The organism is Oscillochloris sp. ZM17-4 (assembly GCF_019599295.1).
Taxonomy (GTDB): domain Bacteria; phylum Chloroflexota; class Chloroflexia; order Chloroflexales; family Chloroflexaceae; genus Oscillochloris.
The window spans coordinates 16,108-35,522 of sequence record NZ_JAIEWN010000054.1; the positions used below are offsets into that span (position 1 = coordinate 16,108).

At 62.4% G+C, this 19,415-nt stretch carries 16 protein-coding genes; 4 read left to right on the forward strand and 12 right to left on the reverse strand.

Translation table 11 applies throughout. The features are described from left to right. Nucleotides 1–11: 11 nt before the first annotated feature. From K2Z83_RS24510 to K2Z83_RS24530, 5 genes are all read right to left on the reverse strand, one after another. On the reverse strand, nucleotides 12–671 hold the full coding sequence (locus K2Z83_RS24510; RefSeq protein ID WP_220597808.1) for a hypothetical protein: 660 nt from the start codon (nucleotides 669–671) through the stop codon (nucleotides 12–14). Continuing rightward, on the reverse strand, nucleotides 668–1,096 hold the full coding sequence (locus tag K2Z83_RS24515; RefSeq protein WP_220597809.1) for a DUF6508 domain-containing protein: 429 nt from the start codon (nucleotides 1,094–1,096) through the stop codon (nucleotides 668–670). Before K2Z83_RS24515 ends, K2Z83_RS24510 begins: the two co-directional genes overlap by 4 nt. Before the next feature lie 52 nt (nucleotides 1,097–1,148). Further along, entirely contained in the window at nucleotides 1,149–5,900 is a 4,752-nt protein-coding gene (locus tag K2Z83_RS24520) for a CHAT domain-containing protein (protein WP_220597810.1), read from the reverse strand. Between the two features lie 44 nt (nucleotides 5,901–5,944). Then, a complete protein-coding gene (locus K2Z83_RS24525; protein WP_220597811.1) occupies nucleotides 5,945–7,204 on the reverse strand; it encodes a hypothetical protein in 1,260 nt (419 codons plus the stop codon). 82 nt (nucleotides 7,205–7,286) lie between these two features. Further along, nucleotides 7,287–7,730, reverse strand: a complete 444-nt coding sequence (locus tag K2Z83_RS24530; RefSeq protein ID WP_220597812.1) for a hypothetical protein — start codon at nucleotides 7,728–7,730, stop codon at nucleotides 7,287–7,289. Nucleotides 7,731–7,838: 108 nt separating this feature from the next. On the opposite strand from K2Z83_RS24530, the gene K2Z83_RS24535 reads away from it, so the two are divergent. The 4 genes from K2Z83_RS24535 to K2Z83_RS24550 all read left to right on the forward strand — a co-directional run bounded on the left by K2Z83_RS24535 (nucleotide 7,839) and on the right by K2Z83_RS24550 (nucleotide 9,145). Continuing rightward, entirely contained in the window at nucleotides 7,839–8,090 is a 252-nt protein-coding gene (locus tag K2Z83_RS24535; RefSeq protein WP_220597813.1) for a hypothetical protein, read from the forward strand. Continuing rightward, a complete protein-coding gene (locus tag K2Z83_RS24540) occupies nucleotides 8,080–8,403 on the forward strand; it encodes a DUF433 domain-containing protein (RefSeq protein WP_220597814.1) in 324 nt (107 codons plus the stop codon). Before K2Z83_RS24535 ends, K2Z83_RS24540 begins: the two co-directional genes overlap by 11 nt. A gap of 78 nt (nucleotides 8,404–8,481) precedes the next feature. Continuing rightward, the gene (locus K2Z83_RS24545) at nucleotides 8,482–8,739 is read left to right on the forward strand and encodes a hypothetical protein (protein ID WP_129686466.1); all 258 of its coding nucleotides are present in this window, start codon (nucleotides 8,482–8,484) and stop codon (nucleotides 8,737–8,739) included. Next, on the forward strand, nucleotides 8,723–9,145 hold the full coding sequence (locus K2Z83_RS24550; RefSeq protein ID WP_129686467.1) for a putative toxin-antitoxin system toxin component, PIN family: 423 nt from the start codon (nucleotides 8,723–8,725) through the stop codon (nucleotides 9,143–9,145). Before K2Z83_RS24545 ends, K2Z83_RS24550 begins: the two co-directional genes overlap by 17 nt. A gap of 24 nt (nucleotides 9,146–9,169) precedes the next feature. Here the strand turns inward: K2Z83_RS24550 and K2Z83_RS24555 are convergent, their stop codons facing one another. The 7 genes from K2Z83_RS24555 to K2Z83_RS24585 form a co-directional block, all read right to left on the reverse strand. Next, entirely contained in the window at nucleotides 9,170–13,267 is a 4,098-nt protein-coding gene (locus K2Z83_RS24555) for a type IIL restriction-modification enzyme MmeI (protein ID WP_220597815.1), read from the reverse strand. A gap of 44 nt (nucleotides 13,268–13,311) precedes the next feature. Next, a complete protein-coding gene (locus K2Z83_RS24560; RefSeq protein WP_220597816.1) occupies nucleotides 13,312–13,998 on the reverse strand; it encodes a hypothetical protein in 687 nt (228 codons plus the stop codon). A 36-nt stretch (nucleotides 13,999–14,034) separates the two neighbouring features. Continuing rightward, a complete protein-coding gene (locus K2Z83_RS24565) occupies nucleotides 14,035–14,430 on the reverse strand; it encodes a hypothetical protein (protein WP_220597817.1) in 396 nt (131 codons plus the stop codon). Further along, entirely contained in the window at nucleotides 14,427–14,594 is a 168-nt protein-coding gene (locus tag K2Z83_RS24570) for a hypothetical protein (RefSeq protein ID WP_220597818.1), read from the reverse strand. The genes K2Z83_RS24565 and K2Z83_RS24570 overlap by 4 nt, the downstream gene beginning before the upstream one ends. 13 nt (nucleotides 14,595–14,607) lie before the next feature. Then, complete coding sequence (gene drmD / locus K2Z83_RS24575; protein ID WP_220597819.1) at nucleotides 14,608–17,823, reverse strand: DISARM system SNF2-like helicase DrmD; 3,216 nt, start codon at nucleotides 17,821–17,823, stop codon at nucleotides 14,608–14,610. A 325-nt stretch (nucleotides 17,824–18,148) separates the two neighbouring features. Further along, the gene (locus K2Z83_RS24580) at nucleotides 18,149–18,796 is read right to left on the reverse strand and encodes a DUF429 domain-containing protein (protein ID WP_220597820.1); all 648 of its coding nucleotides are present in this window, start codon (nucleotides 18,794–18,796) and stop codon (nucleotides 18,149–18,151) included. A gap of 14 nt (nucleotides 18,797–18,810) precedes the next feature. Further along, on the reverse strand, nucleotides 18,811–19,356 hold the full coding sequence (locus K2Z83_RS24585; RefSeq protein WP_220597821.1) for a hypothetical protein: 546 nt from the start codon (nucleotides 19,354–19,356) through the stop codon (nucleotides 18,811–18,813). Between the last annotated feature and the right edge of the window lie 59 nt (nucleotides 19,357–19,415).

Below are 19,415 nucleotides of genomic sequence, written 5' to 3' on the forward strand. Positions count from 1 at the left end.
GGCAGGGTAGATTAGTGCTCACGTGGCCACAGCGCGAGGGCCTGATTGAGTGACACCCGCCAGGGTGCATGGTCGTTTGGTCGCCAGCATGTATAGGGGTAGCGGCTTCCTGTGCCTTGCAGCGTAATCAGGCAATTCCAGGCACAGCCGGCCGGCGGCGGGCCACTTGGATCAAGCAAGAGCAGACGACTGATTGATTGATCCGCGTGGTATTCAAGGCCCACAACGACAACCCAGTGGTTGCCTTCGGCGAACTGCAATCCCAGAATCACTGGGTGGCCCGCGGCTACCTGAGTATAGACAAAGCCTCGCACCTCTGTGCCGGCTGCGCTGTTCTGCTCAAAGCTCAGGTGGTGAGTGAAGACACCCTCGATCACGCTGACTAGCTCATCGAGCGTTGTGCCATCGCGAAATAGGCCGGAGTGCTTATCGAGTTGGTCCATCAGCTTGCCGTAGTTCGTCCTGCGATCAAGCCGGGCGAAGTAGTCGATGTGGTCACGGTCGACCAGTCCACAGATCAGCAGGGCCATCAGCATGCTGTATGGGCCGCATGCGCCATCGGCGTCGCCCTGGCGCAGGAACACCTTCTGTCGCTCGCCACTCGGGCTAATCGCCGTAGGCCCGGCGTGCTCAGTGTCGATCAGATCGATCACGCTATAGGTTGCCATCATTGGCCCTCCTGATCTTGAGCACCCATTGCGTCACGGATCTGCCTCAGGCGTCGCAGCACTGCGGTGATCTGGCCGGATTGGAAGAGCGACGCGAGGGTGCCCGTTGTGAAGCGGTCGGCGCGCACGTAGCTGGTCATCAGCTTGCGCAGCGTGGTAAGGTCGGCGGTGGCCAGGGCAGTCGCGCCGCCCTCAGTGTAGCGTCGGGCCTCCTCGGGCCAGGCACCCCAGTCGAACGGGGTGATGAAGCCCTCGCGGTGGAGCGCATGGATAAACGCGGAAGTCTCGGGGCTGGCCGACCAGTAGGGGAAGACGCCTGGCTGAGTCTGCCACTCGCCGAACGAGTAGCCCGGGCGCTCGAAGATCGGCAGGAAGGCGAGCAGCGCGTCGAGCTGAGATAAGCTGATCTCATTAGGCGACGATATCATGATCCTCTCCCCACTTGCCCTTATCTGCCGATACACTCCTTAAGCATCAAGACTACAAATCTAAGCCCAAAAGCCTCTTCAATTGAGAAAAGTTGGTCAATCTCTTCATGTGTTCATCCGCTTTCTGCCGTAACTCAGTTGGCATTGTCGGATCATCTCGCAGTGAGCAAAAAGCAGATAGAGTCACGCTCTGATCAAATGAGTCTATTATACGTACAGCTGCGCCATATACTTGCTCAGATACATGCTTTTTGACAATAAATCGTGCTAATATAGGAGCGGCGTTGAGGCTATGGAAGTAAGGAATGACCTCAGAATCATAGTTCTTTGATTGGGCGACAACAGTGAGTAATACGAGAATTGCCTGGGTGCGCCAACCTATCTGGCTCAATTCCTCTGCAAGATAGATGCGCTCCTGAGATCCAACTTGAGGATCTAAAATAATTTTACTCAAAATCCTCATAGCATTTTTTTGAAGTCCAAGCTTAACAAGATAATTCATAGCCATACACCTATAATCCATGCGTATTGTTTTGTCATTAGAAATGACCGTTAACGCCATGCTCTCTTTCAGGCGAAATAAAATCGCTAAGGCAGGAAATAGCATATCTGTGTGTTCCTTCGTAGATGGGTAGGGGGGCGAAAAAAAATTCCGTTCGAAATACGACGAACGTAAAAAAATAAATAGTCTCTCTTTAAAATGAGATCGAACTGACTTGATAATAACATCAGTATAACCAAGGCTTTCGATCATTTGCGGAACTAACAATTGAGTGTCTGATAAAAGGATGCGCGGTTGTGGATCATAGAGACTAGTCAAAATAGAGGCAGCTTCTTCTTTTTGTCCAAGTTGATCGAGTAAGCGTACAGCCAGAAGTTTAACAATGGTGAAGAGGATTCTCGAATAGTCATCCTTCTGCCCAATCATTTGGGGCTTATGCTTGAATAATCTGGTCAATCTATGGGCATATCTATTTCTACTGCTAGTACGTTTTTTGTAATCATATTCCATATACTCGAGATCATCGAAAGCACTTTGCTTCTTGATCTCATACCGCTGAAGCGCAGCATGCGCCAATTGAAGTGGCTGTGCTATATGACTTTCGAGACTACCCCTGTCCTTATTGTCAGGAAGGGAGAGCGAAAACTGTAAAAATGCTATTAGGGTTGATTTATCAGTAACATCTATCAAGGCACTTGCTGCCGCCTCTCGTATTCGTTTTTGATATATCGGAACAGCCATAAAGTTCCAGACTGCGTCGAAATGACCAAGCGAGATAAGGATTAAGCAAGCCCGCTTAGGCCAATTATCAATTACTAAAAAATATTCCGCGCGATTTGCATAGCGAATATAGGACGCCAGACTTGTTCCCAAATCATGTCGAGCATGCAAATCTGATAAAACTGGCATAATTCGTTCTATATGGGACAATAGCATATCATTCTCGAATCTTTCCAAATCATGTGCTCGCCTCAAGAAATCACTTAGAATAATAGCAACGTCTAATTCGCTTGCTGTGTTTAGTAATTCATCCATATATTCAAGCATCGTAGACGGATTGAATTTATCAAGCATTATAGTTTTAGGTGAAAGCAATAATCTACACAACCTGATCGCCTCGTCAATGGCTTGAAGTTCAACGAGGCGATTAATATCACTGAATTCGCTAAGAAAACTGTCTATCCATAGAAAACCGTTTCTCGATAGAAGGCTGGCTCTCCATGGCAAACTGTCTCCCCATATAATTGTCAGACTCCCGGGAAGAGAAATCGTCTGTGATCGGACTATTGCGATGATGGCCGCGCGTGCCTCGTCATTAAATCCCAGCAATTGCAGTGATTGGGAAGCAAGCCTGCGCAGTGTAAGTTTTACCCACGGGGAATGCGCAATTTTGGAGAATATGCGCGCACCTGCATCGACCTCACCAAGACGCACTAGAGCTTCCGCAATATAAATTTGATGCCATCCTCTAATGAGATGCCGTTTAGCCAATCTTTTCAACGTATTGATGACACGCTCATTGCCCGGAAAGTAAATAAGCCCGTCGAGAACTTCCGTATGCCGAACACCTCTGAGCAATCGATTCAGCACTCGAACGCGGAGATTTTCAGACACACTTACTTGTTCTGCGATAGCCCGGCTTATAAAATTGATCGCTCCCCAACGTACCTTTCCTCTATGACGCTTTAGCAAAGGTTCAAACACCTTATCAAGCGATCTCTTTTCGGTATATATACCATCGCTTAACAGACCAGAAATAAAAGAAGCCGGATCTGAAGACCAGTTATCTAGCAGATATTTTGATGCTGCGGCATATGGATCAGGTTCCCAAGACCAACGCCGAACGAGTGCGACGGCGGCGAGGTAGTCGCGTACAGTTGCATGGACAAATTCGCCGCGCTCACCACGTCGCACGAAAAGGCCGCTGTACACTGCTACCTCAGAGAGAAATGCCTGCGCATCCAGCAGGGCCTCATCGCGTGACAGGCCAAGGGCCGTTTGAAGATATGCCGCCACACCTTTCACCTGGGCATAGCTCGTCTTTACCTCTTGCTCCACCCCCTGGAGTGCAAGATTCTCGAGGATCAGCCGAGTGAATTTTGGTAGGCGCGGATTAATCTTGTTAAGGGCTGTATGCAACCCTCGTTTTTCTGCCTCATTCAGCCATATCTGTACGAACGTCTCATAGAGGCCTGACGTCCTTGCAGGAAGCTGCTCGTTGCGAGCAAAGACAATAGCGGCGATTGTTAGCAGGAGCGGAGAGTCCAGCGACCACCCTGCATTAATGCGTTCGAGTTCCTCCAAGAACGCATCCGCGTTTGTAGAAAACCAGCGTTGGGCAAAATCGTTGATCTGGGACTGATCAAATGCTCTGAGCTGATATTCGATTAGCTTCTTTTCTTTTCTATCACTACCTGGAACTGCTTCTGAGAGTAAATCTTCAATACCCAACACTCCAGGACGCGATGTGATGATGATTCGATCCGAGGCAGATCCATCGTTTAACAGCCTGCTCAGATCACGGAGTAGCACATTCCGCTGCTCGAATGGGACTTCGTCAAGTGCATCGAAGAGTAAAAGCCAATGAGCGCCTGTATGGTGAGGCCAACTATCAAGAAAGCCTTTGGGTAACAGATGAGCGGGTAGACTCTCAGCGCCTAATGCAGCTATAAGACGCTCCTCAAGCGTGCCGGATGTTTCTACAAAGTGGCGTAGAGACACGATCAGGGGCAGGTGCGGTGCTTGAAGCCCTATGAGTTGAGGGTCACGCCAGGCATGAATGGCCATGTATCGTAATAACGTAGACTTGCCTGCGCCAGCCTCGCCTGTCAGAAGGAGATGCTTGTCGAATATACTGCCAGAAGACTGTGAACCCATGGCAGAGGGTGGCGAATTATTAAAATTAGATTGACCACTATCCGATCGACTCTGATAGAAAGACATGATTCGATCAAATCTTAACTTCGAACGTCTCTCCGATAATTCGCGTGTTATATGCATTGCTCTGCTGATCGTAAAGGTTCGGTATCTGCCGGATGCCCAGGGCATGTCTGGAGCTACTTGCTCCATCTGCGTAAGATCCTGGGTGACGAGAAGCGGTATAAAGATCTGCTCGATATCCGGTGGGGATCCAACCGGGGCGAGAGACAGGTATGGCGCATCATTACACCAGCGTGTCAGTGCTCCGGTGTAAGCGCTTATTTGGGCATCAATGTCGTGATCTGCATTGACCATGCTCCAGATTCGCCCATCCCGCACACGCATATACAGCGCCGGCACCCACCAGTCGTACCTATTACGCACCGCACCGCGTGCCGCAGCGCAGGCCCGGTCAATCTGCCCGTCGCGCCGCAGCTCCCGGAAGAATACTGGCAGAAACTGCGCGGCGGTCTTCATCGAGAGGTTGCCCTGCATAGCCAGCACTGCTGGGATACCGGCGCGCACCAGGCGTGGGCCGATTGCGTTGAGCGGATCCTCCTGGGGGGCGCCGGCGCTGGCGCAACTGACCAGCACGACCAGCAACGGACGATCAGCAAGCTGGCTGATCTGCTGGGTGAGATCACTCGCACTGACCCGCTCGATCTTGCCGTGGTCATCTTCAAGCCAGACGACCGGCTCGCCATTGCGCAACGTTCCATGGGCCACCAGGTAGAGCACATCGAAGCCCTCGCGCAGCTGGCTCAGGATAGCTGGTACACTTGCCGCCTCTTCGCCGATGGCCGACGCGAGCACGCTGATCTGCGTGCCGGCAAGCGCCTGGCGCGCTTGCTCAAGCTCTACCTGCGCGTTAATTGCCCCCAGGTTGTAGCGATCAAGGCCAGAAGGGCTCGCGATCACGACCAGGCTGCGCAATTTGTGGTATGGCTTGAGCTGCACCACACCCATATCCGGGCTGTCCAGGTAGCGTGAGAAGAGTACGCGCTCGGAGTGCGTAATCGGCCCTGCGTTGCCTGGGCTTTCCAAGCATTCCCAGGCGATACCTTGCAAGGTGGTATCCTCGGGAGGCATACGCAGGATTAGTCGCAATGGAATGCCCTGCGTCTCAGCCTGCGTATTGGCGCTTACTAATGCGCTTTGAAGGCGAGTATCAGCGAAGAGCATTGCGCCCAGGAGTCGACCGTATGCCGTGATGTCGAGCTGTTTAGCCCGCAGCGCCTCGGGATCCAGCTTCACAATGACCGGATCACCCACAATGAGCTGCGCATCGGCTGCACTTGCCGACTGCCGAAAGCGCGTCTCAGCCCGGTACTCATCACCGGACCAGTGGCGCAGGCTTAGCTCAAGTGTGGCGTAGTGGCTCATAAGAGGGTTATTCCTACCAGTCAGTCATATCTCTCACCGCCTGGCTACGCCGCCAAGAGAACCAGCATGGACTCGTCCTCGTTCTGCTCCTCGCCGGGGGCGGCGGGGGTCAGTGCTGCGATCTGCGCGTCGAGCTCCCCTGGGGTGATCCGCAGCTGCTCCATCAGTTCATACTGTCCCTCGTAGCTGGCTAGCACCGCGTTGCGCGCCACCATCTTGTTCAGCGCCGGGATGACCCGATCTCGGTCGTAGACGATCTTGGCGTCACGTGAGGAGGTGTGGTCCGCACGACGTACATCTCGCAGATCGTCGCTGAGTGAGCGATGGTAGTACCAGGGCTCGATCTTTGTGCGCAGCTCCTCGATGGCGCTTAGCCCCTCCTGGGCGTCGGTGGCGAAGTCCAGCCATGCGCCGACCATGGTGAGCGGCGCGCTGGCAGCCAGATCGCCATAGAGGAATCGCTGCGGATGCTCCCCTAAGAGCTTGGCACGCGTAAATGGCCGCGCCCAGCTTTGCCACTCCTTCACCACATCGGTCAGGATGCTCCGCGCCATCGCCAGCTCGCGCAGCTCGGCGTAGCAGCGCACCTGGCCGAGGGCGGCGATCAGGTAGTACTCCTCGGCGCCTAACCCGCTGGGGATGTTGTTGGCTTGCGCCATCTGGCCGTAGTAGACCCGGCGCAGCTTGCCGAGCGTCGTCGCCGAGTGGGTCAGCAGCTCGATCCGCACGCGGTCGTCGCTGATCGTGGGTAGCTTCTCCAGATGCTCCAGGGCTACCAGCAGCTCGGCCCGCTGGGTGCTCTCCAGCAAGCTATGAATGGAGGTCAGGGTCTGCTGCACCTCGCGCAGCATCTGCTCCAGACGGATGAGTCGCTGGTCGAGCTCGGAGAAGCCCGCCCGCGTCACCGCGAGGTTCAGCTCGGCCACCTGCATGGTGGCATGCACGGCCTTCAGGATCTTCTTGCTCTGAAAGAAGTTGGCGATGCTGAAGCCCGCACCGACGACGGCACCGACCGCAGCAATGCCTGAGAAGACCGCGCCAATGGTCGCAGCGGTCGCGGCGGTGGTTGCGGCGGTCGCGGCGACGGTCGATGTCGCGCTGGTGATAATGCCAGCCCCAGCCAGCAGCGGTGATGCCATCCCGGCTGAGGGCAGCAGGTGTGCGACAATCTGCCCTGCCGCTGGAGTGCCGGCCGCCCAGCGTACGACGCCGCCGTGCAGGGCGTAGCGCCCCATCGCCAGCCCGGCGAGGGTTGCGGTGGGGATGGCGCGGGCGACGGTCATGCCAACGAGTGTAGGGATCATCAGGCTGCTCCTGTGTGATGGTGGTTGTGCGACCGCATTGTCTTCATGAAGTATATCCATCGACCAGGGCGCAATTGCGCACCTACAGCAGCCGCTCGGCCGCCGCCGCGTGGGTGTCCAGGGGGACGCGCCGGCGCAGGATGTCCGGCAGCGTCTCGGCGGCCAGGCCGATGGCCAGCAGGCCCTCGGGGCGATCCGGGTCGCAGAAGACGAAGTAGAACACATTCACCCCCTTGGCGACCCAGCTCAGGAGGTGGGCGGCCTCGGTCAGCTCCCAATCGGCGCGGGCCTCTTCGCCCTCGGGAAAGAGCACCATGTAGCGCGCGGCGGCCCGGCGGCAGCAGAAGATCGACGGCCCGCAGAGGCTGTGGTCGTTCGGGTCGGTCTCGTGGCCGTGGTGGATGCAGGCCCCGCCGCCGATGAAGGGCACCACCCAGTCGGTGCGCCGCCAGCCCGGCGGGTAGTCGTGGTTCGCGCGCGACTCGGGCGCCGGCGGCGGCACGGCGCGGCCTTTCTGACGCTTCATCGTTTTGCTCCATGCTCACATGTGCCGCTCAGGGCACCGCCGGGCGATCCACAGTGGTACAATTGGGGCAGCATCTGAGGCGTTGCGAGGTGCCTGAAGGATGCCCGTATGCCGAGTGTGACCTTGACGAATGACCAGGTGGTCGCGCTTGTCCGCCAGCTCCCGCCGATCCAGAAGCGTGAGGTGCTGCGCTCGCTCGCCAGCGACGCGCAGGCACGCCGCGCCGAGCGCATGACATATGCCGAGGATCGCCTGCGTGCGCTTGCGACTGCGCGCGGTCTGGCCTGGGATGATCTGGGTGAGGATGCCCGCGAGGTGCTCATCGACGACCTGCTCCACGAGGATCGCTATGGATCTTGAACTTTACTTCGATCAGCTTGCCCCCGACGATATCCGCGTGAAAGGGACGCGCATCGGGATCGAGAGCATCTTGTACGAGTATGTTCACCGGGGCCAGAGCCCCGAGGCTATCGCGGAGCGCTTTGCGTCCCTGCGCCTCGACCAGGTCTACGCGACCATCCTGTGGTATCTGCGCGACCGCGAGCGTCTCGATGCCTATCTCGCCGATTGGCTGGCCTTCAGCCAGAGTGCGCGGGAGGCCCAGGACAAGCGCCCGCCGCCGGTCATCACCAAGCTGCGGCAGCTCAAGGCTGCGCAGCAGTCGGCTCAGTAGATTACGCTGATGCGCTACTTGCTCGTAGTACAATGATCTTCCTGATCGGCGGTGCTCCCCACACCTGGAGGCCCATCTATGGTCGATATCGAGATTAAGCTGTCCCTGCCCGATACGCTGGCCCGCGAGGCGGCGGCACGCGGGCTGCTCACGCCCGCAGCTTTGCAGCAGCTGATCGACGCGGAGGTGGAGCGGCGGCGCAAGGTTGACCGGCTGTTCACGACGATGGACGATCTGGCTGCCGTGAACCTCCCGCCGCTGAGTGCTGAGGATCTGAACACCGAGATCAAGGCGGCACGCGCAGAGAGGCGGTTCCGTCGTGCGGGTGGTGCTTGATACCAATATCACGGTCTCGGGTCTGCTCTGGCGCGGCGCGCCACGTGTGGTTATCGAGGCGGCGCGGAGCGGGCAGATCGAGCTCTTCAGCTGCGCCGAGCTGCTGGAGGAGCTGGAAGATGTGCTCCGACGTCCAAAGCTGGCCGCACGGTTCGCGCAGATCGGCAAAGAGCCGACGGATCTTATCGATGAGTATCTGGCACTGATTGCCGTCATACGTGCTGACCCACTCCCTGCCCCGGTCTCAGTTGATCCTGACGACGATGTCGTTCTGGCGTGCGCGCTCGCTGCACAGGCTGCGGCGATTGTCTCCGGCGATGATGATCTGCTCAGGTTGAGCGTGTTCCAGGACATGCCTATCCTCACTGCGCCTGAGTTGCTGGCCCGTCTTGCCCCATCGGCGTAGCTGCGGGTCTCGGATCTCGCCGCCTCAAAACAGCTCCCCCTGCTCGACTGAGGGCTCAGGGCTCGGGGTTTTGGGCTCAGCCGCAGCCTTCCCCTTCCGCCCGCCCTTGCCTTTCCCCTTGCCCGCCCCCTTCTTCTCATGCAGCCCCGCCGCCACCTCCTCCGCGTACCGCTGGTGGTTCAGCGCCAGCAGCCGGTCCAGCACCGCCCGCCGCGCCGCCTCGCTGATCGTGTAGCGCAGCCCCTGCTTTGTCTCGTGGAAGCCGTGGCCCAGATCCAGATCATGCCAACCGTAGGCCGCCGCCACCGCCTCGTCCATCTCGACGTGCAGCCGCCGTAGCTCGGCGATGTCGGCGGATGTTTCGCCGGGGGCGTGGAAGCGGTTGTAGGTCTTGGTCAGGCCCTCATTGCGCTCGCGCATGATCTGCTGGCGGTGGGCGTGGTACTGCTCGCCGATGGATTCTAATAGCTCGCGTATTTCTGATCCGGAGGGCTCACGCAAAGCCGCAAAGCCGCTAGGGTCGGACGCGCTTTGCGGCTTTGCGGCTTTGCGTGAGTCTTCTTGCAGGCAGGCTGGGAAGGGGAAGGTTATCAGAACATCAGATGGACTGTAGCTTAGATCCGATTTCATTGTAGAGCTGTATTTCCATGCCCATTCCGCATGGAAATTAGATTGTAGAGCAGCAAAGGCAGTTGCTTCGGAAAAATCAAACACCACGATTTTGTGACTGTACACGGTGCCGTTAGGAACAAAGGTGAATGCGAGGGTACGACTCACTTGGGCTAACACTAACACCCGCTCCATTCCCGCAATCGTCGCGTAGAGCGCAGGTCGTTTGTCTCCATAATGCCACCAATACTTTCGATGAGCCTCTCGATTAACGTTAGCGCGAACAGGGTAAACTTTCTCGCGGACAATTGCCATTGGCTCAGGATATTTTTCAGCTTTCTCCAACGGCCAGTCGAAGAAGTTGATCACCCAGCGACTTGGCGACTGATCGGGGCGGCCATTCAAATCTTCACCATTGAGGTAGGGAAATAGCACTTCGCGATTGCGAGGATTGCGCTCGATCATTGCCTGTGCCTCCCCTGGCTCCAGTACAAAGCCCATTCCAACAACAACAGAACCCTGGAAACTCTTGCCCTGATTGGCGATCAAGATTTTGGGAGCGCCAACAGATTCTCGGTTGTCGAGCAGGCTGGAAATGTAGTCAACAGGATGCCCATCAAGGAATTTTAGAATGTTGTCTTCGCCACTCACGATATGCACAACGCTCACAACCACTGCTGCTTGCCCTGGCCAGGGCTTGTTATTGTCGGCGTGATAAATCACGCCCCCCAATCCTACAATTGCATCCAGACCAGTCAAGCGAGTGTCGCCTTGAGCGATTGTATTTGTGGCGATCAAACCGACAGTGCCGCCCCGGTGAAGCATTGAGAAGCTACGCAGAAAGAAGAATGCGCTCAAGTCCGCGTTACCACTTGAGCCGGGGTACACCTCGTAGAGCGCATCTCGGTAGTTGTTGCCCAACGTCTCCCGAATGCGCCGCCCTCCAACGAACGGCGGGTTGCCCACCACAGCGGCGAAGCCAGGCGAGGCACCCTCGGCACTCAGAACCCCGACCTCCGCATCAGCGAGCATCTGCGCGACCGGGCGCTCGCCCAGGCTCGGCACAAACACCTCGGGGAACTCCAGCGGCCAGTGGAAGGGGCGGCGGCCCTGGAGCAACTTATCGGCCCTGCCGCGCAGCTCGGCGCGCAGCTCGGCCACATCGCGGCCCTCGTCGTCGGCACGCACGAGCATCGCGTAGCGTGTGAGGAAGCGGCCACGGCGCTCGGCGCGGGCCTTGGGGTCGGCGGCGAGGGCTGCGGCCACCAGCAGATCGGCGCCCAGGCGCACGTCGGCCATGACCGCCTCGGCCTGGGCGAGCTTGTCCTGCTTGATCGCGGCGTCGCGGGCCTCGCGCACCGGCATGGCCTGGATCTCGCGGCGCAGGGCGAAGGCCCGGCGCAGCGCCTTCTCAACCGGCCCATTCACCCAGTCCAGCCGGTGGTCGCGCTCCTTCTCGCTGAGCGCCCAGAAGCTCAGTTGCTCCACGTCGCCGATGCCGAGCAGCGAGTCGCCGGCGCGCAGGGCGTGGTCGAGGAAGGAGAAGGGCCGGCCCTTGGCCAGGGTGATCAGCCAGAGCGAGAGCTTGGCCATCTCCACGGCCAGCGGGTTCTTGTCCACCCCGTAGAGGCAGCGGTCAGCCACCAGCCGGCGCGCATAGATCAGACGCTCGGTAGGATCGGTTATCTCACGCAAAGGCGCTAAGACGCCAAGGTCGGGCAGCCGGGCAGGCTCACGCAAAGCCGCAAAGCCGCTAAGGCCGGGCAATCCGGATGGCGCTTCTTTCGCTGCCACGTTGTCAATGCCGTTCTCACTTTGCGGCTTTGCGGCTTTGCGTGCGCTATCCGGTTCGCTCTCTTCCGCATCAAACGCCTCCAGTAGCCGCTCGCTGAGGTACCGGCACGCCTGGACGAGGAACGCGCCGCTGCCCATCGCCATATCGCAGACGGTGAGCTGGAGCAGCTCGGCGGCGGGGCGCAGCCGCCACTGCGCCTTGGGCAGTCCCTCGGCGGGGCCGACGTAGACCAGCGGCTCCAGGGTGTGCTGGACAATCGGCTCGGTGAGCGAGCGGGGGGTGTAGTGGGTGCCGGTGGCCCGGCGCTCGGTGCCGGTGGTGACGTAGACGCTACCGGCGGGGATGACCACCGGGCGGGCGTAGTCGTCGTCGCGCACCAGGCCGGCGAAGGGCAGCACGCGGTCGTAGAGCGCCGCGTCGTTGCCGCATGCGCCGCGCAGCAGGGTGGCGCGGAATGCGTCGGGCTGGGCCTTCCACGCCTTGCGCAGGGCGCTCTCGGAGCGCCCGGTCTGCTCTTTGAGGTAGGCCAGGAAGGATGCCTCGCCGCGCTGCGACTCACGCTCCAGATCCGCCAGGGCAATCTCCGGCTCCTGGTCGCGCGTGCCAGCGATGCCCAGCACCGGCTCGCTCGCCCGCAGCGCGGTGTGGTCAAGCAGGCCCTCGTAGACGTGGCCGATCTGCTCAATGTCGAGGGCGCGAAACGAGATCCGGCGGGCCTCGGCGGGGCTGCCGTCGCGCAGCTTCACCCGCAGCACCTGGAGCGCCTCCAGCAGGTGCAGCACAACGCGGTTGGAGATCAGCAGCGGTCGGGGCTCGGCCCCTGCCGTCTGCCGCTTATCTCCTGCCGCCTCGACTCGTCCCTCCAGGAACGGGTAGCGGTCGGGGTCGAAGAGGCTGCCGCCGTAGGCCGGCATATCGAGCTTGTCGTGGTCGAAGCCGTAGGAGACGGCGCGGAAGATCGCCAGCAGGCGGCCCCAGGCGTCGTGGCGGCGCTCCAGCACCTCCTCGCCGCTGCGGTCGGCGTCGAGGCGCAGCGACTCCAGCAGCGTCGAGACGGCGTAGTTCCGGTCGTAGAGGTCGTCGCCGAGCAGGAGCAGACCCTGCTCCTCGGCGAAGAGTAGGAAGACCAGGCGCATCATCACGGCCAGGGCCGCCTCGTAGAGCCGCTCCTCGCGCACCTCGGTGAGGACGGCCCGCCCGGCGTTCTGGTCGGCCAGATCGATCGCCTGCACCAGCAGCTCGACGGCGCGGCGCACCTGATAGCCAAGCTGATCCGTGACCTCCTGGCGGTCATCGGCGCTGGCGGCGAGCAGCGCCTCCAGGGTGCTATCGTCGGGCATCCCAAAGATACGGTGCGCGCCGAGCAGCGAGCGGAAGGCCCGCAGGGTCAGGGGCTCATCGAGCCAGAGCCGGGCGTACCAGGAGGCGAAGCCGGTGGTGAGGTTCTCGTCGGCGGGGCGATCCACGAGCATCCACTGCTCGCCGTTGGTGAGCAGGCCCAGGCGCACGCCCGCGCCGCGCAGCAGGGTCATCATGCGGGTGGCGGGCGACGCCTGCCATACCGCCCTGGCGGGGGCCTTCTCCAGATCCTGGCCGGGCGGGACGATCTGGACGAGGATGCGGGGGGTCAGGAGTCGGGAGTCGAGAGTTGGGGCGGGCTCGGCGATAACTATATCTGGCGTGAGCGTCTCGCCGTGCTCGGGGATGGCGACGGCCAAACGCTGCCACCACCCGTCAGTGTCATCGCCCTGAACCCTATCCCCTACCCCCCGGCGCTCTCGGTGAGCAGCGCCTCCAGGGTGTCAGGGTCGGCCACGCCGTAGAGGCGGGCGACGCCGAGCAGCGAGCGGAAGGCGCGCAGGGTGACCGGCTCGTCGAGCCAGAGCGAGGCGTACCAGGAGCTGAAGCCGGCGGTCTCGCCGGGCTGGGCGTGGACGAGCATCCAGCGCTCGCCGTTGGTGAGCAGGCCGAGGCGGACGCCCGCGCCGCGCAGCAGCTCGGCCATGCGCGTGGCGGGCGACGCCTTCCAGCGGTGGTCTCGGAGCGGCTTATCGAGATCCTGGGCGGGCGGCACCACCTGCACGAGCAGGCGGGCCGACTGCCCTGAGCGCAGAATCACCAGGTCGGGCCGCAGGATCTCGCCGTGCTCCGCCACCGTCGCCCTGAGCGACTCGGGGATGGCGGGGCCGCTGGCGAGCAGCTCATCAGGGAAGCCCAGCACCTCACGCAGCACGAAGCGCACCCAGGCCGTGTGGATGGCTGGGTCGGGGCGCAGGCCCTGCTGATTGTCCTGCCACTCCTCCAGCGCACGGCGCACGCCCCGGCTGACCTCGGCGTCGTGCGCGTCGAGGCCCTGTGGGAAGACGCGCAGCAGCACCGGCATGCTCAGGAACGGCCCTGAGACCTCAACCAGCGAGAGCCATTCGGCGTGGTGGCGGGCGATGGACATAGGGGGCTACCTCAGACACAATCTGCGATACCAAGATCAGGAAGGAATGGGCGACTTGCCACCCATGAGCCGCTTGCCGTATATAAACAGCGCCCGATCCAGTGTGCGATGCTCATCCTCCACCAAGAGGCGCGTAAGCTCAGTGGTGAACCATTCCTTGTACTGGTCATAGAGACCCCAGTGGCCAGGGACGGTGATGATCGCCTCATCGCGCGTCAATACCCGCTCATTGGCCAGGTGCTGCCACGCTACGTGGGTATAGCGGTCAAAGATTGGCGAGCCGTAGAGCACGTGGCACCAGAAGATACTCCAGACCGGGGCGCGCCAGCGGAAGTCGCGGCGCAGGGCAGCCTCACCATCAGGCTCCTTGTAGCTTGGTAGTCCACGGAGCAGGCGACAAAGTGCGACCTTCTTTGGGCGCGATAGATTCATGGGCTTCCCGTTCTTGCCGACATTCTCCAGCGGGTGAGCTGGTGGATTGCTTCTGGATCACCCGTGCGACCGTCAGCGATATAGGGATCGTAGTAGCACTCGTCATAGCTGATCGAGTAGCGTGCGCTGAGGCGCTGAATATCTTCGCTCGTCAACGTGATCATCAGATCCTCCTGCTTATAGCATCCGCTCGGGCACCAGAAACGTCACCGCCACCGGAAACAGGCGCGGCTGGGGGTCGGCGTAGCGCCGCAGGATGCCGGCCTGCTCCTGGGCCAGCTCGCCGGGGATCTGGCGCAGGCGCAGGCGCAGGGCGTCCACATCGCGGCGGTACTGGTCGCGCTCGGCCTCGTTGAACAGGTCGAGGTGCAGCTGCTCCGGCTTCTCGGCGACGGTCAGCTCGGCGCGGATCGCCGTGGTCAGCTCGGCGAGGATGCGGGCGATGTCATCGGACTCCTGCACGCGGCGCTCCTCCAGGAGCCGGCTGAGGCTGGCGGCACGATCCTTGGCGCGGGCCTCCAGGGCGCTCAGGGTCGGGCCAGATGCCTGCGCCCAGCGCGCGGCCAGGGTCTCCTTCAGCGCCGCCGAGGGCTCGCGGGCCGTGACGGCGGCGAGGGCGGCCTGCACCTGGCCGATGGTCAGCCGGCGCGTCCGGCCATCGGCCAGATCGACCCCGGCGGCGATCAGCTCCTCGTGGAGCCGCTGGCTGTCGCCGCCGATCACCACCAGCCGCCCGTAGGCGATGGCCAGCGGGGCGTGCAGCACCCAGCGCTCCGCACCGACCGTCAGCACGCTCGGCACCACCCGCGCCGTCACCCGGTGCAGCTTGCGGTGGCCCTCGGCGCTCCAGACCTCGGCGCGCAGCAGGCGCAGGGCCATCTGCACCAGCCGGTGGTTGAGGTGCGCGAGCACCAGATCATCGCGCCCCTTGGCCAGATCATGGTCGAACACGATGGGCCGCACCGCGCGCGTGTGCGGGTGCTCCAGGCCCTCGGCGCAGGTGGCCCAGCTCCCGGTCAGGGCCGGCAGGGCGAAGACCGGGCAGCGCCGCCGCTCGCCGCTGGGGTCGGGCCAGATGCCGGGCGCCTTGGCCTCAATCAGCGGCGGCTGGCCCGCAAGCTGGAGGGCGATGGTCACCACCGACTGCACATTCTCCGGCGAGAGCTGGAGGCTGGCGCGGCTCTCCTGAAGTTGGTCGGCCAGATCCTTGATCTGCTGGCCCAGGTTGCGGTCGAAGGTCAGCATGCGCTTGCTCGGCGCGGCGGCACGCTCCGCCCCCGCCGTTTCGAGGCGGCGGCGCGTCCCGAGCATCGCCTCCGTCACCTGGTCGGCGATCACCGGCCCGACCTTGCCCAGATCCTCGCGGATCTGCTCGACCTTCTGCACCGCCCGCATTAGGAACTCCAGGTCGCCCTCCAGCTCGCCCACCGGCGCATCCCGGTCGATGGCGGCGTGGCTGAAGCCGGCGGGGGCGAAGTGGAAGACCTGCGGGTTATGGAGCTGGCCGTGGCGGTCGATGCGCCCGTTGCGCTGCTCCATGCGGTTGGGGTTCCAGGGGATCTCATAGTGGACGAGCCGGTGACAGTGGCGCTGGAGGTCGATGCCCTCGGAGGCCGCGTCGGTGGCCAGCAGGATACGGACGGCGCTGGTCTGGGGGCTGGCCTGGAAGGCCGCCTTGACCCGCTCACGGTCATCGTCGTGCATCCCGCCGTAGAGCAGCATCAGCCGCCCGCCCTCGGTCAGCCGCTCCGCCGCCAGCAGGCCCTGGAGCCAGGTCTGGGTGTCGCGGTACTCGCTAAAGATGATCACCCGCTCCGCGGACCAGACGCCGTTGGGGCGGACGACCTGCGTCACCCAGTCGAGCAGCGTGCGCGCCTTGCGGTCGGGGCGCAGGCGGGCATCGGTCGCCCAGGCCAGCATGCGGTCGAGCAGCACCCGCTCCTCGGGCGATGGCGCGCGGAACAGCGCCGAGGTCGTCGCCACCGCCTCGCCGGTCGCCGCCTCGTAGGCGTCGTCATCGGCGTAGGCGTCGTCGAGGTCGGCCAGCATCGCCTTGAGAATCCCGCCGCTGGGGCGACGCGCCTTGGGGCCGACCGACCGGGTGGCCGCGTCGAGCGAGGCGCGGTGCTTCTGGAGGGTGGTGAAGAAGGCCGCCGGCGAGGAGAGCAGGCGCTTCTTGAGCAGCTTGAGCACAAACTCGGTGGCCGTGCGCTCCACGTTGTCCGCCGCGCCCGCGCGGCGCAGGAGCGTGTAGGCGTGCAGGTCGCGGTGGGCCTGGCGCTCCGCGTCGCTGTGATCGACCTCCAGGGCGCGCAGCTCGCGGGCCGGGAAGCGCGGGCGATTCGTCCACGCCTCCTTCAGCTCCGACTTGAGCCGGCGCACCATCACATGCTGGAGGACAGCGCGGTCGGGCGGCACGCTGCGGGCGAAGCGCTGGTTGTCGAGCAGCTCCAGCAGGGCCGAGAAGCTCTCGGCGTAGCCGTTGTGGGGCGTGGCGGTGAGGAACAGCTTATGCTCGAAGTGCGGGGCGAGGGTGCGGATCGCCGCCGTGCGCAGCGAGTCGACCGCATAGGCGCCGAGGCCGGAGGGCGCGACATTGTGGGCCTCATCGACGATCAGCATGTCATAGCTACGCGGGTAGGCCATCTGCCCGGAGGCCGGCAGGGTCTCGCGGAACAGGCGCATCGGCTGGTCGCGCTTGAGGTAATCGACCGAGGTGATCAGGCGCGGGAAGTGGCCCCAGGGGTTGACGTGGATGCCACGAGCGCGGCGCAGCGCGCGCATCAGGTCGGCATCGACAATGCGGAACTCCAGGCCAAACTTCTCGCGCATCTGGTCGCGCCACTGGATCTGGAGCGCGGCGGGGCAGACGATTAGGATCTTGCGGGCGCGGTGGCGGATGATCAGCTCCTGGATGACCAGGCCGGCCTCAATCGTTTTGCCCAGGCCGACATCATCGGCGATCAGCAGGTTGACGCGGGGCATCTGGAGCGCGCGCACCACCGGGTCGAGCTGATAGTCCTCGATAGAGATGCCGCTGCGGAAGGGGGCCTGGAGGGCGCGCACATCCGCCGAGGAGGCCGCGCCCCAGCGCACCGCATTCAGAAAGGCGTCGAGGCGCTGGGGAGTGTCAAAGCCGGCGGGCGTCGGCAGGGCGCGCTGGTCATAGACCCGCGCGCCGGGCTCCAGCTCCCAGATCACCTGGAGATCCTCGCCGAGCGCGTCATCCTCAACCGAGGTGAGGGAGACGAGGTGCTGCGTGGAGAGCAGCGCCGGGTCAAGGGAGCTATGCGGGCGGGTGCTCTTGGCGACCTCGGCCACCGCATAGCGGCGATTGCGCACCTCAACGATCTGACCTTGCTCGGGGAGCGACGTTCCGGTGGCAGCAGGCATGACACTCCTGACTAGACGCGTGCGATGACGGGTTTACGATAGGCTGAGTGTAAACGCCCGCTCGCCGGGTGTCAATGGTTTTCTGTGGTCATCCTTGGTGTCGGCGGCAGCTCTATTTTCATTGCGTATACTTCTTGGCCGCGCTGCTCACTCTGGAGCAGGAGGCGCGGAGCGGGCCGCCCGCCATCAGGTGCTGCGTGAGGGACTCCTATACCAAGGCGAAGCGTCCCGGCGGTGATGCAGATGCATGCCGAGACCCTGAGCGCAATGAAGGGTGACAGGGATGTGGCATGCTCACCTGGAACTGGGAGAACGAAGCGTAGCGCTAACACGCTATATCATAGGGGTGCTGCGGCGGCTCGGCCTTCCAGATCCACCATGATCTGCCCAATGCCCAGTCCGCAGCGGCGATCGCGCTGGCGCAGGCCATGATCATATGGTCGGATGGGCTGGCGAACGCCGGGAGATCTGGAATGCGGTGGTGGCGCAGCCAGGCCAGCAGGGCGAGCCGGGCCTGCGGGTCGCGCTTCACCGCCCGCACCGCGTCAAGCGGTGCCCGCCGCAGCACCAGCGCGGCGCCGGGATGCACCTCGACAATCGCCGGCGGACGATCGCCGGCCTGGAGCTCCAGCGCCCGCGCCAGGCTGATGCCGCGCAGGGTCAGGTAGGCCATCCGCGTCATCGTTGGGGGCATCACCGAGCCCGGCCGCATCCCGTGGGCCACCGCCAGCCGCCGCAGCTCACGGTCCGCCACCCGATCACCGCCGCCAACCTGGTAGGACAGCGGCGCGTCGATGCCAATGATGATGGTGTCTGACGCGCCATGCTCCCTGACCAGCCGCCCGATGGTGGGGTCGTCCAGGTCTTCCTGCGCGTTGACAAAGGTCAGCTGGCCGCCGGTCGCCTCCAGGCAGACCAGGGCGGTGTCTGCTGTATTGGTCGGGCCAGTGAGATCAATGCCGATTACACGCATCAGGATGGCTCATTCTACCAGCGCCACCAGGGGCGCTTCAGCGCCGCGGCGGAGCCGAGGGCGGACGCCAGCGCGCTGGCGCGCTCCACATAGGGGCGGGCCTGCTCCGGCTGATCACAGGCCTGGAGCAGGCTGCCCATCGCCAACGTCAGCGCCAGCGTGTAGCGGTCGTTGCGCGGCTGCCATGCCTCCTCCAGGGCGCGCAGATGCGGCGCGGCGAGCTGGAGCGTCGCGATGTCCTGGGCCTTGGCCAGGGCATCGACCGTGATGCAGAGCGACTGGACGACCATCACCTGGATCGGCTCGTCGGAGTGGCGGCTGGCGAGGAAGGCGCGGCCCTGCGCGGTGAGCGCGGCGGTGCCGGGAGCCGGCGCGGTCAGCCAGCCATCCCGGATCAGTGTGGCAAGGGCGGCCTGACCATGAGTCCGCGCCCGGGGCTGGAGCGGGGCGAGCAGGAGGAGGTCAGGGATCGGCGCCGGGCAGACGAAGCAGTCGGCCGCCTGGAGCAGCGCCCGCATCATTGGCGTCAGATTCGCGCTATTAGTATCCTCATCGGTCACAGACACCTCGTGGCAGTCGCTGCGGCAATACCGGCGGGAGTGCCCGGTAGCGAACGATA

Bases quoted from the DNA above. Each gene is read 5' to 3' on its own strand.
- K2Z83_RS24510 (WP_220597808.1), bottom strand. From the start codon at position 671: ATGATGGCAACCTATAGCGTGATCGATCTGATCGACACTGAGCACGCC.
- K2Z83_RS24515 (WP_220597809.1), bottom strand. From the start codon at position 1,096: ATGATATCGTCGCCTAATGAGATCAGCTTATCTCAGCTCGACGCGCTG.
- K2Z83_RS24520 (WP_220597810.1), bottom strand. From the start codon at position 5,900: ATGAGCCACTACGCCACACTTGAGCTAAGCCTGCGCCACTGGTCCGGT.
- K2Z83_RS24525 (WP_220597811.1), bottom strand. From the start codon at position 7,204: ATGATCCCTACACTCGTTGGCATGACCGTCGCCCGCGCCATCCCCACC.
- K2Z83_RS24530 (WP_220597812.1), bottom strand. From the start codon at position 7,730: ATGAAGCGTCAGAAAGGCCGCGCCGTGCCGCCGCCGGCGCCCGAGTCG.
- K2Z83_RS24535 (WP_220597813.1), top strand. From the start codon at position 7,839: ATGCCGAGTGTGACCTTGACGAATGACCAGGTGGTCGCGCTTGTCCGC.
- K2Z83_RS24540 (WP_220597814.1), top strand. From the start codon at position 8,080: ATGGATCTTGAACTTTACTTCGATCAGCTTGCCCCCGACGATATCCGC.
- K2Z83_RS24545 (WP_129686466.1), top strand. From the start codon at position 8,482: ATGGTCGATATCGAGATTAAGCTGTCCCTGCCCGATACGCTGGCCCGC.
- K2Z83_RS24560 (WP_220597816.1), bottom strand. From the start codon at position 13,998: ATGTCCATCGCCCGCCACCACGCCGAATGGCTCTCGCTGGTTGAGGTC.
- K2Z83_RS24565 (WP_220597817.1), bottom strand. From the start codon at position 14,430: ATGAATCTATCGCGCCCAAAGAAGGTCGCACTTTGTCGCCTGCTCCGT.
- K2Z83_RS24570 (WP_220597818.1), bottom strand. From the start codon at position 14,594: ATGATCACGTTGACGAGCGAAGATATTCAGCGCCTCAGCGCACGCTAC.
- drmD (WP_220597819.1), bottom strand. From the start codon at position 17,823: ATGCCTGCTGCCACCGGAACGTCGCTCCCCGAGCAAGGTCAGATCGTT.
- K2Z83_RS24580 (WP_220597820.1), bottom strand. From the start codon at position 18,796: ATGCGTGTAATCGGCATTGATCTCACTGGCCCGACCAATACAGCAGAC.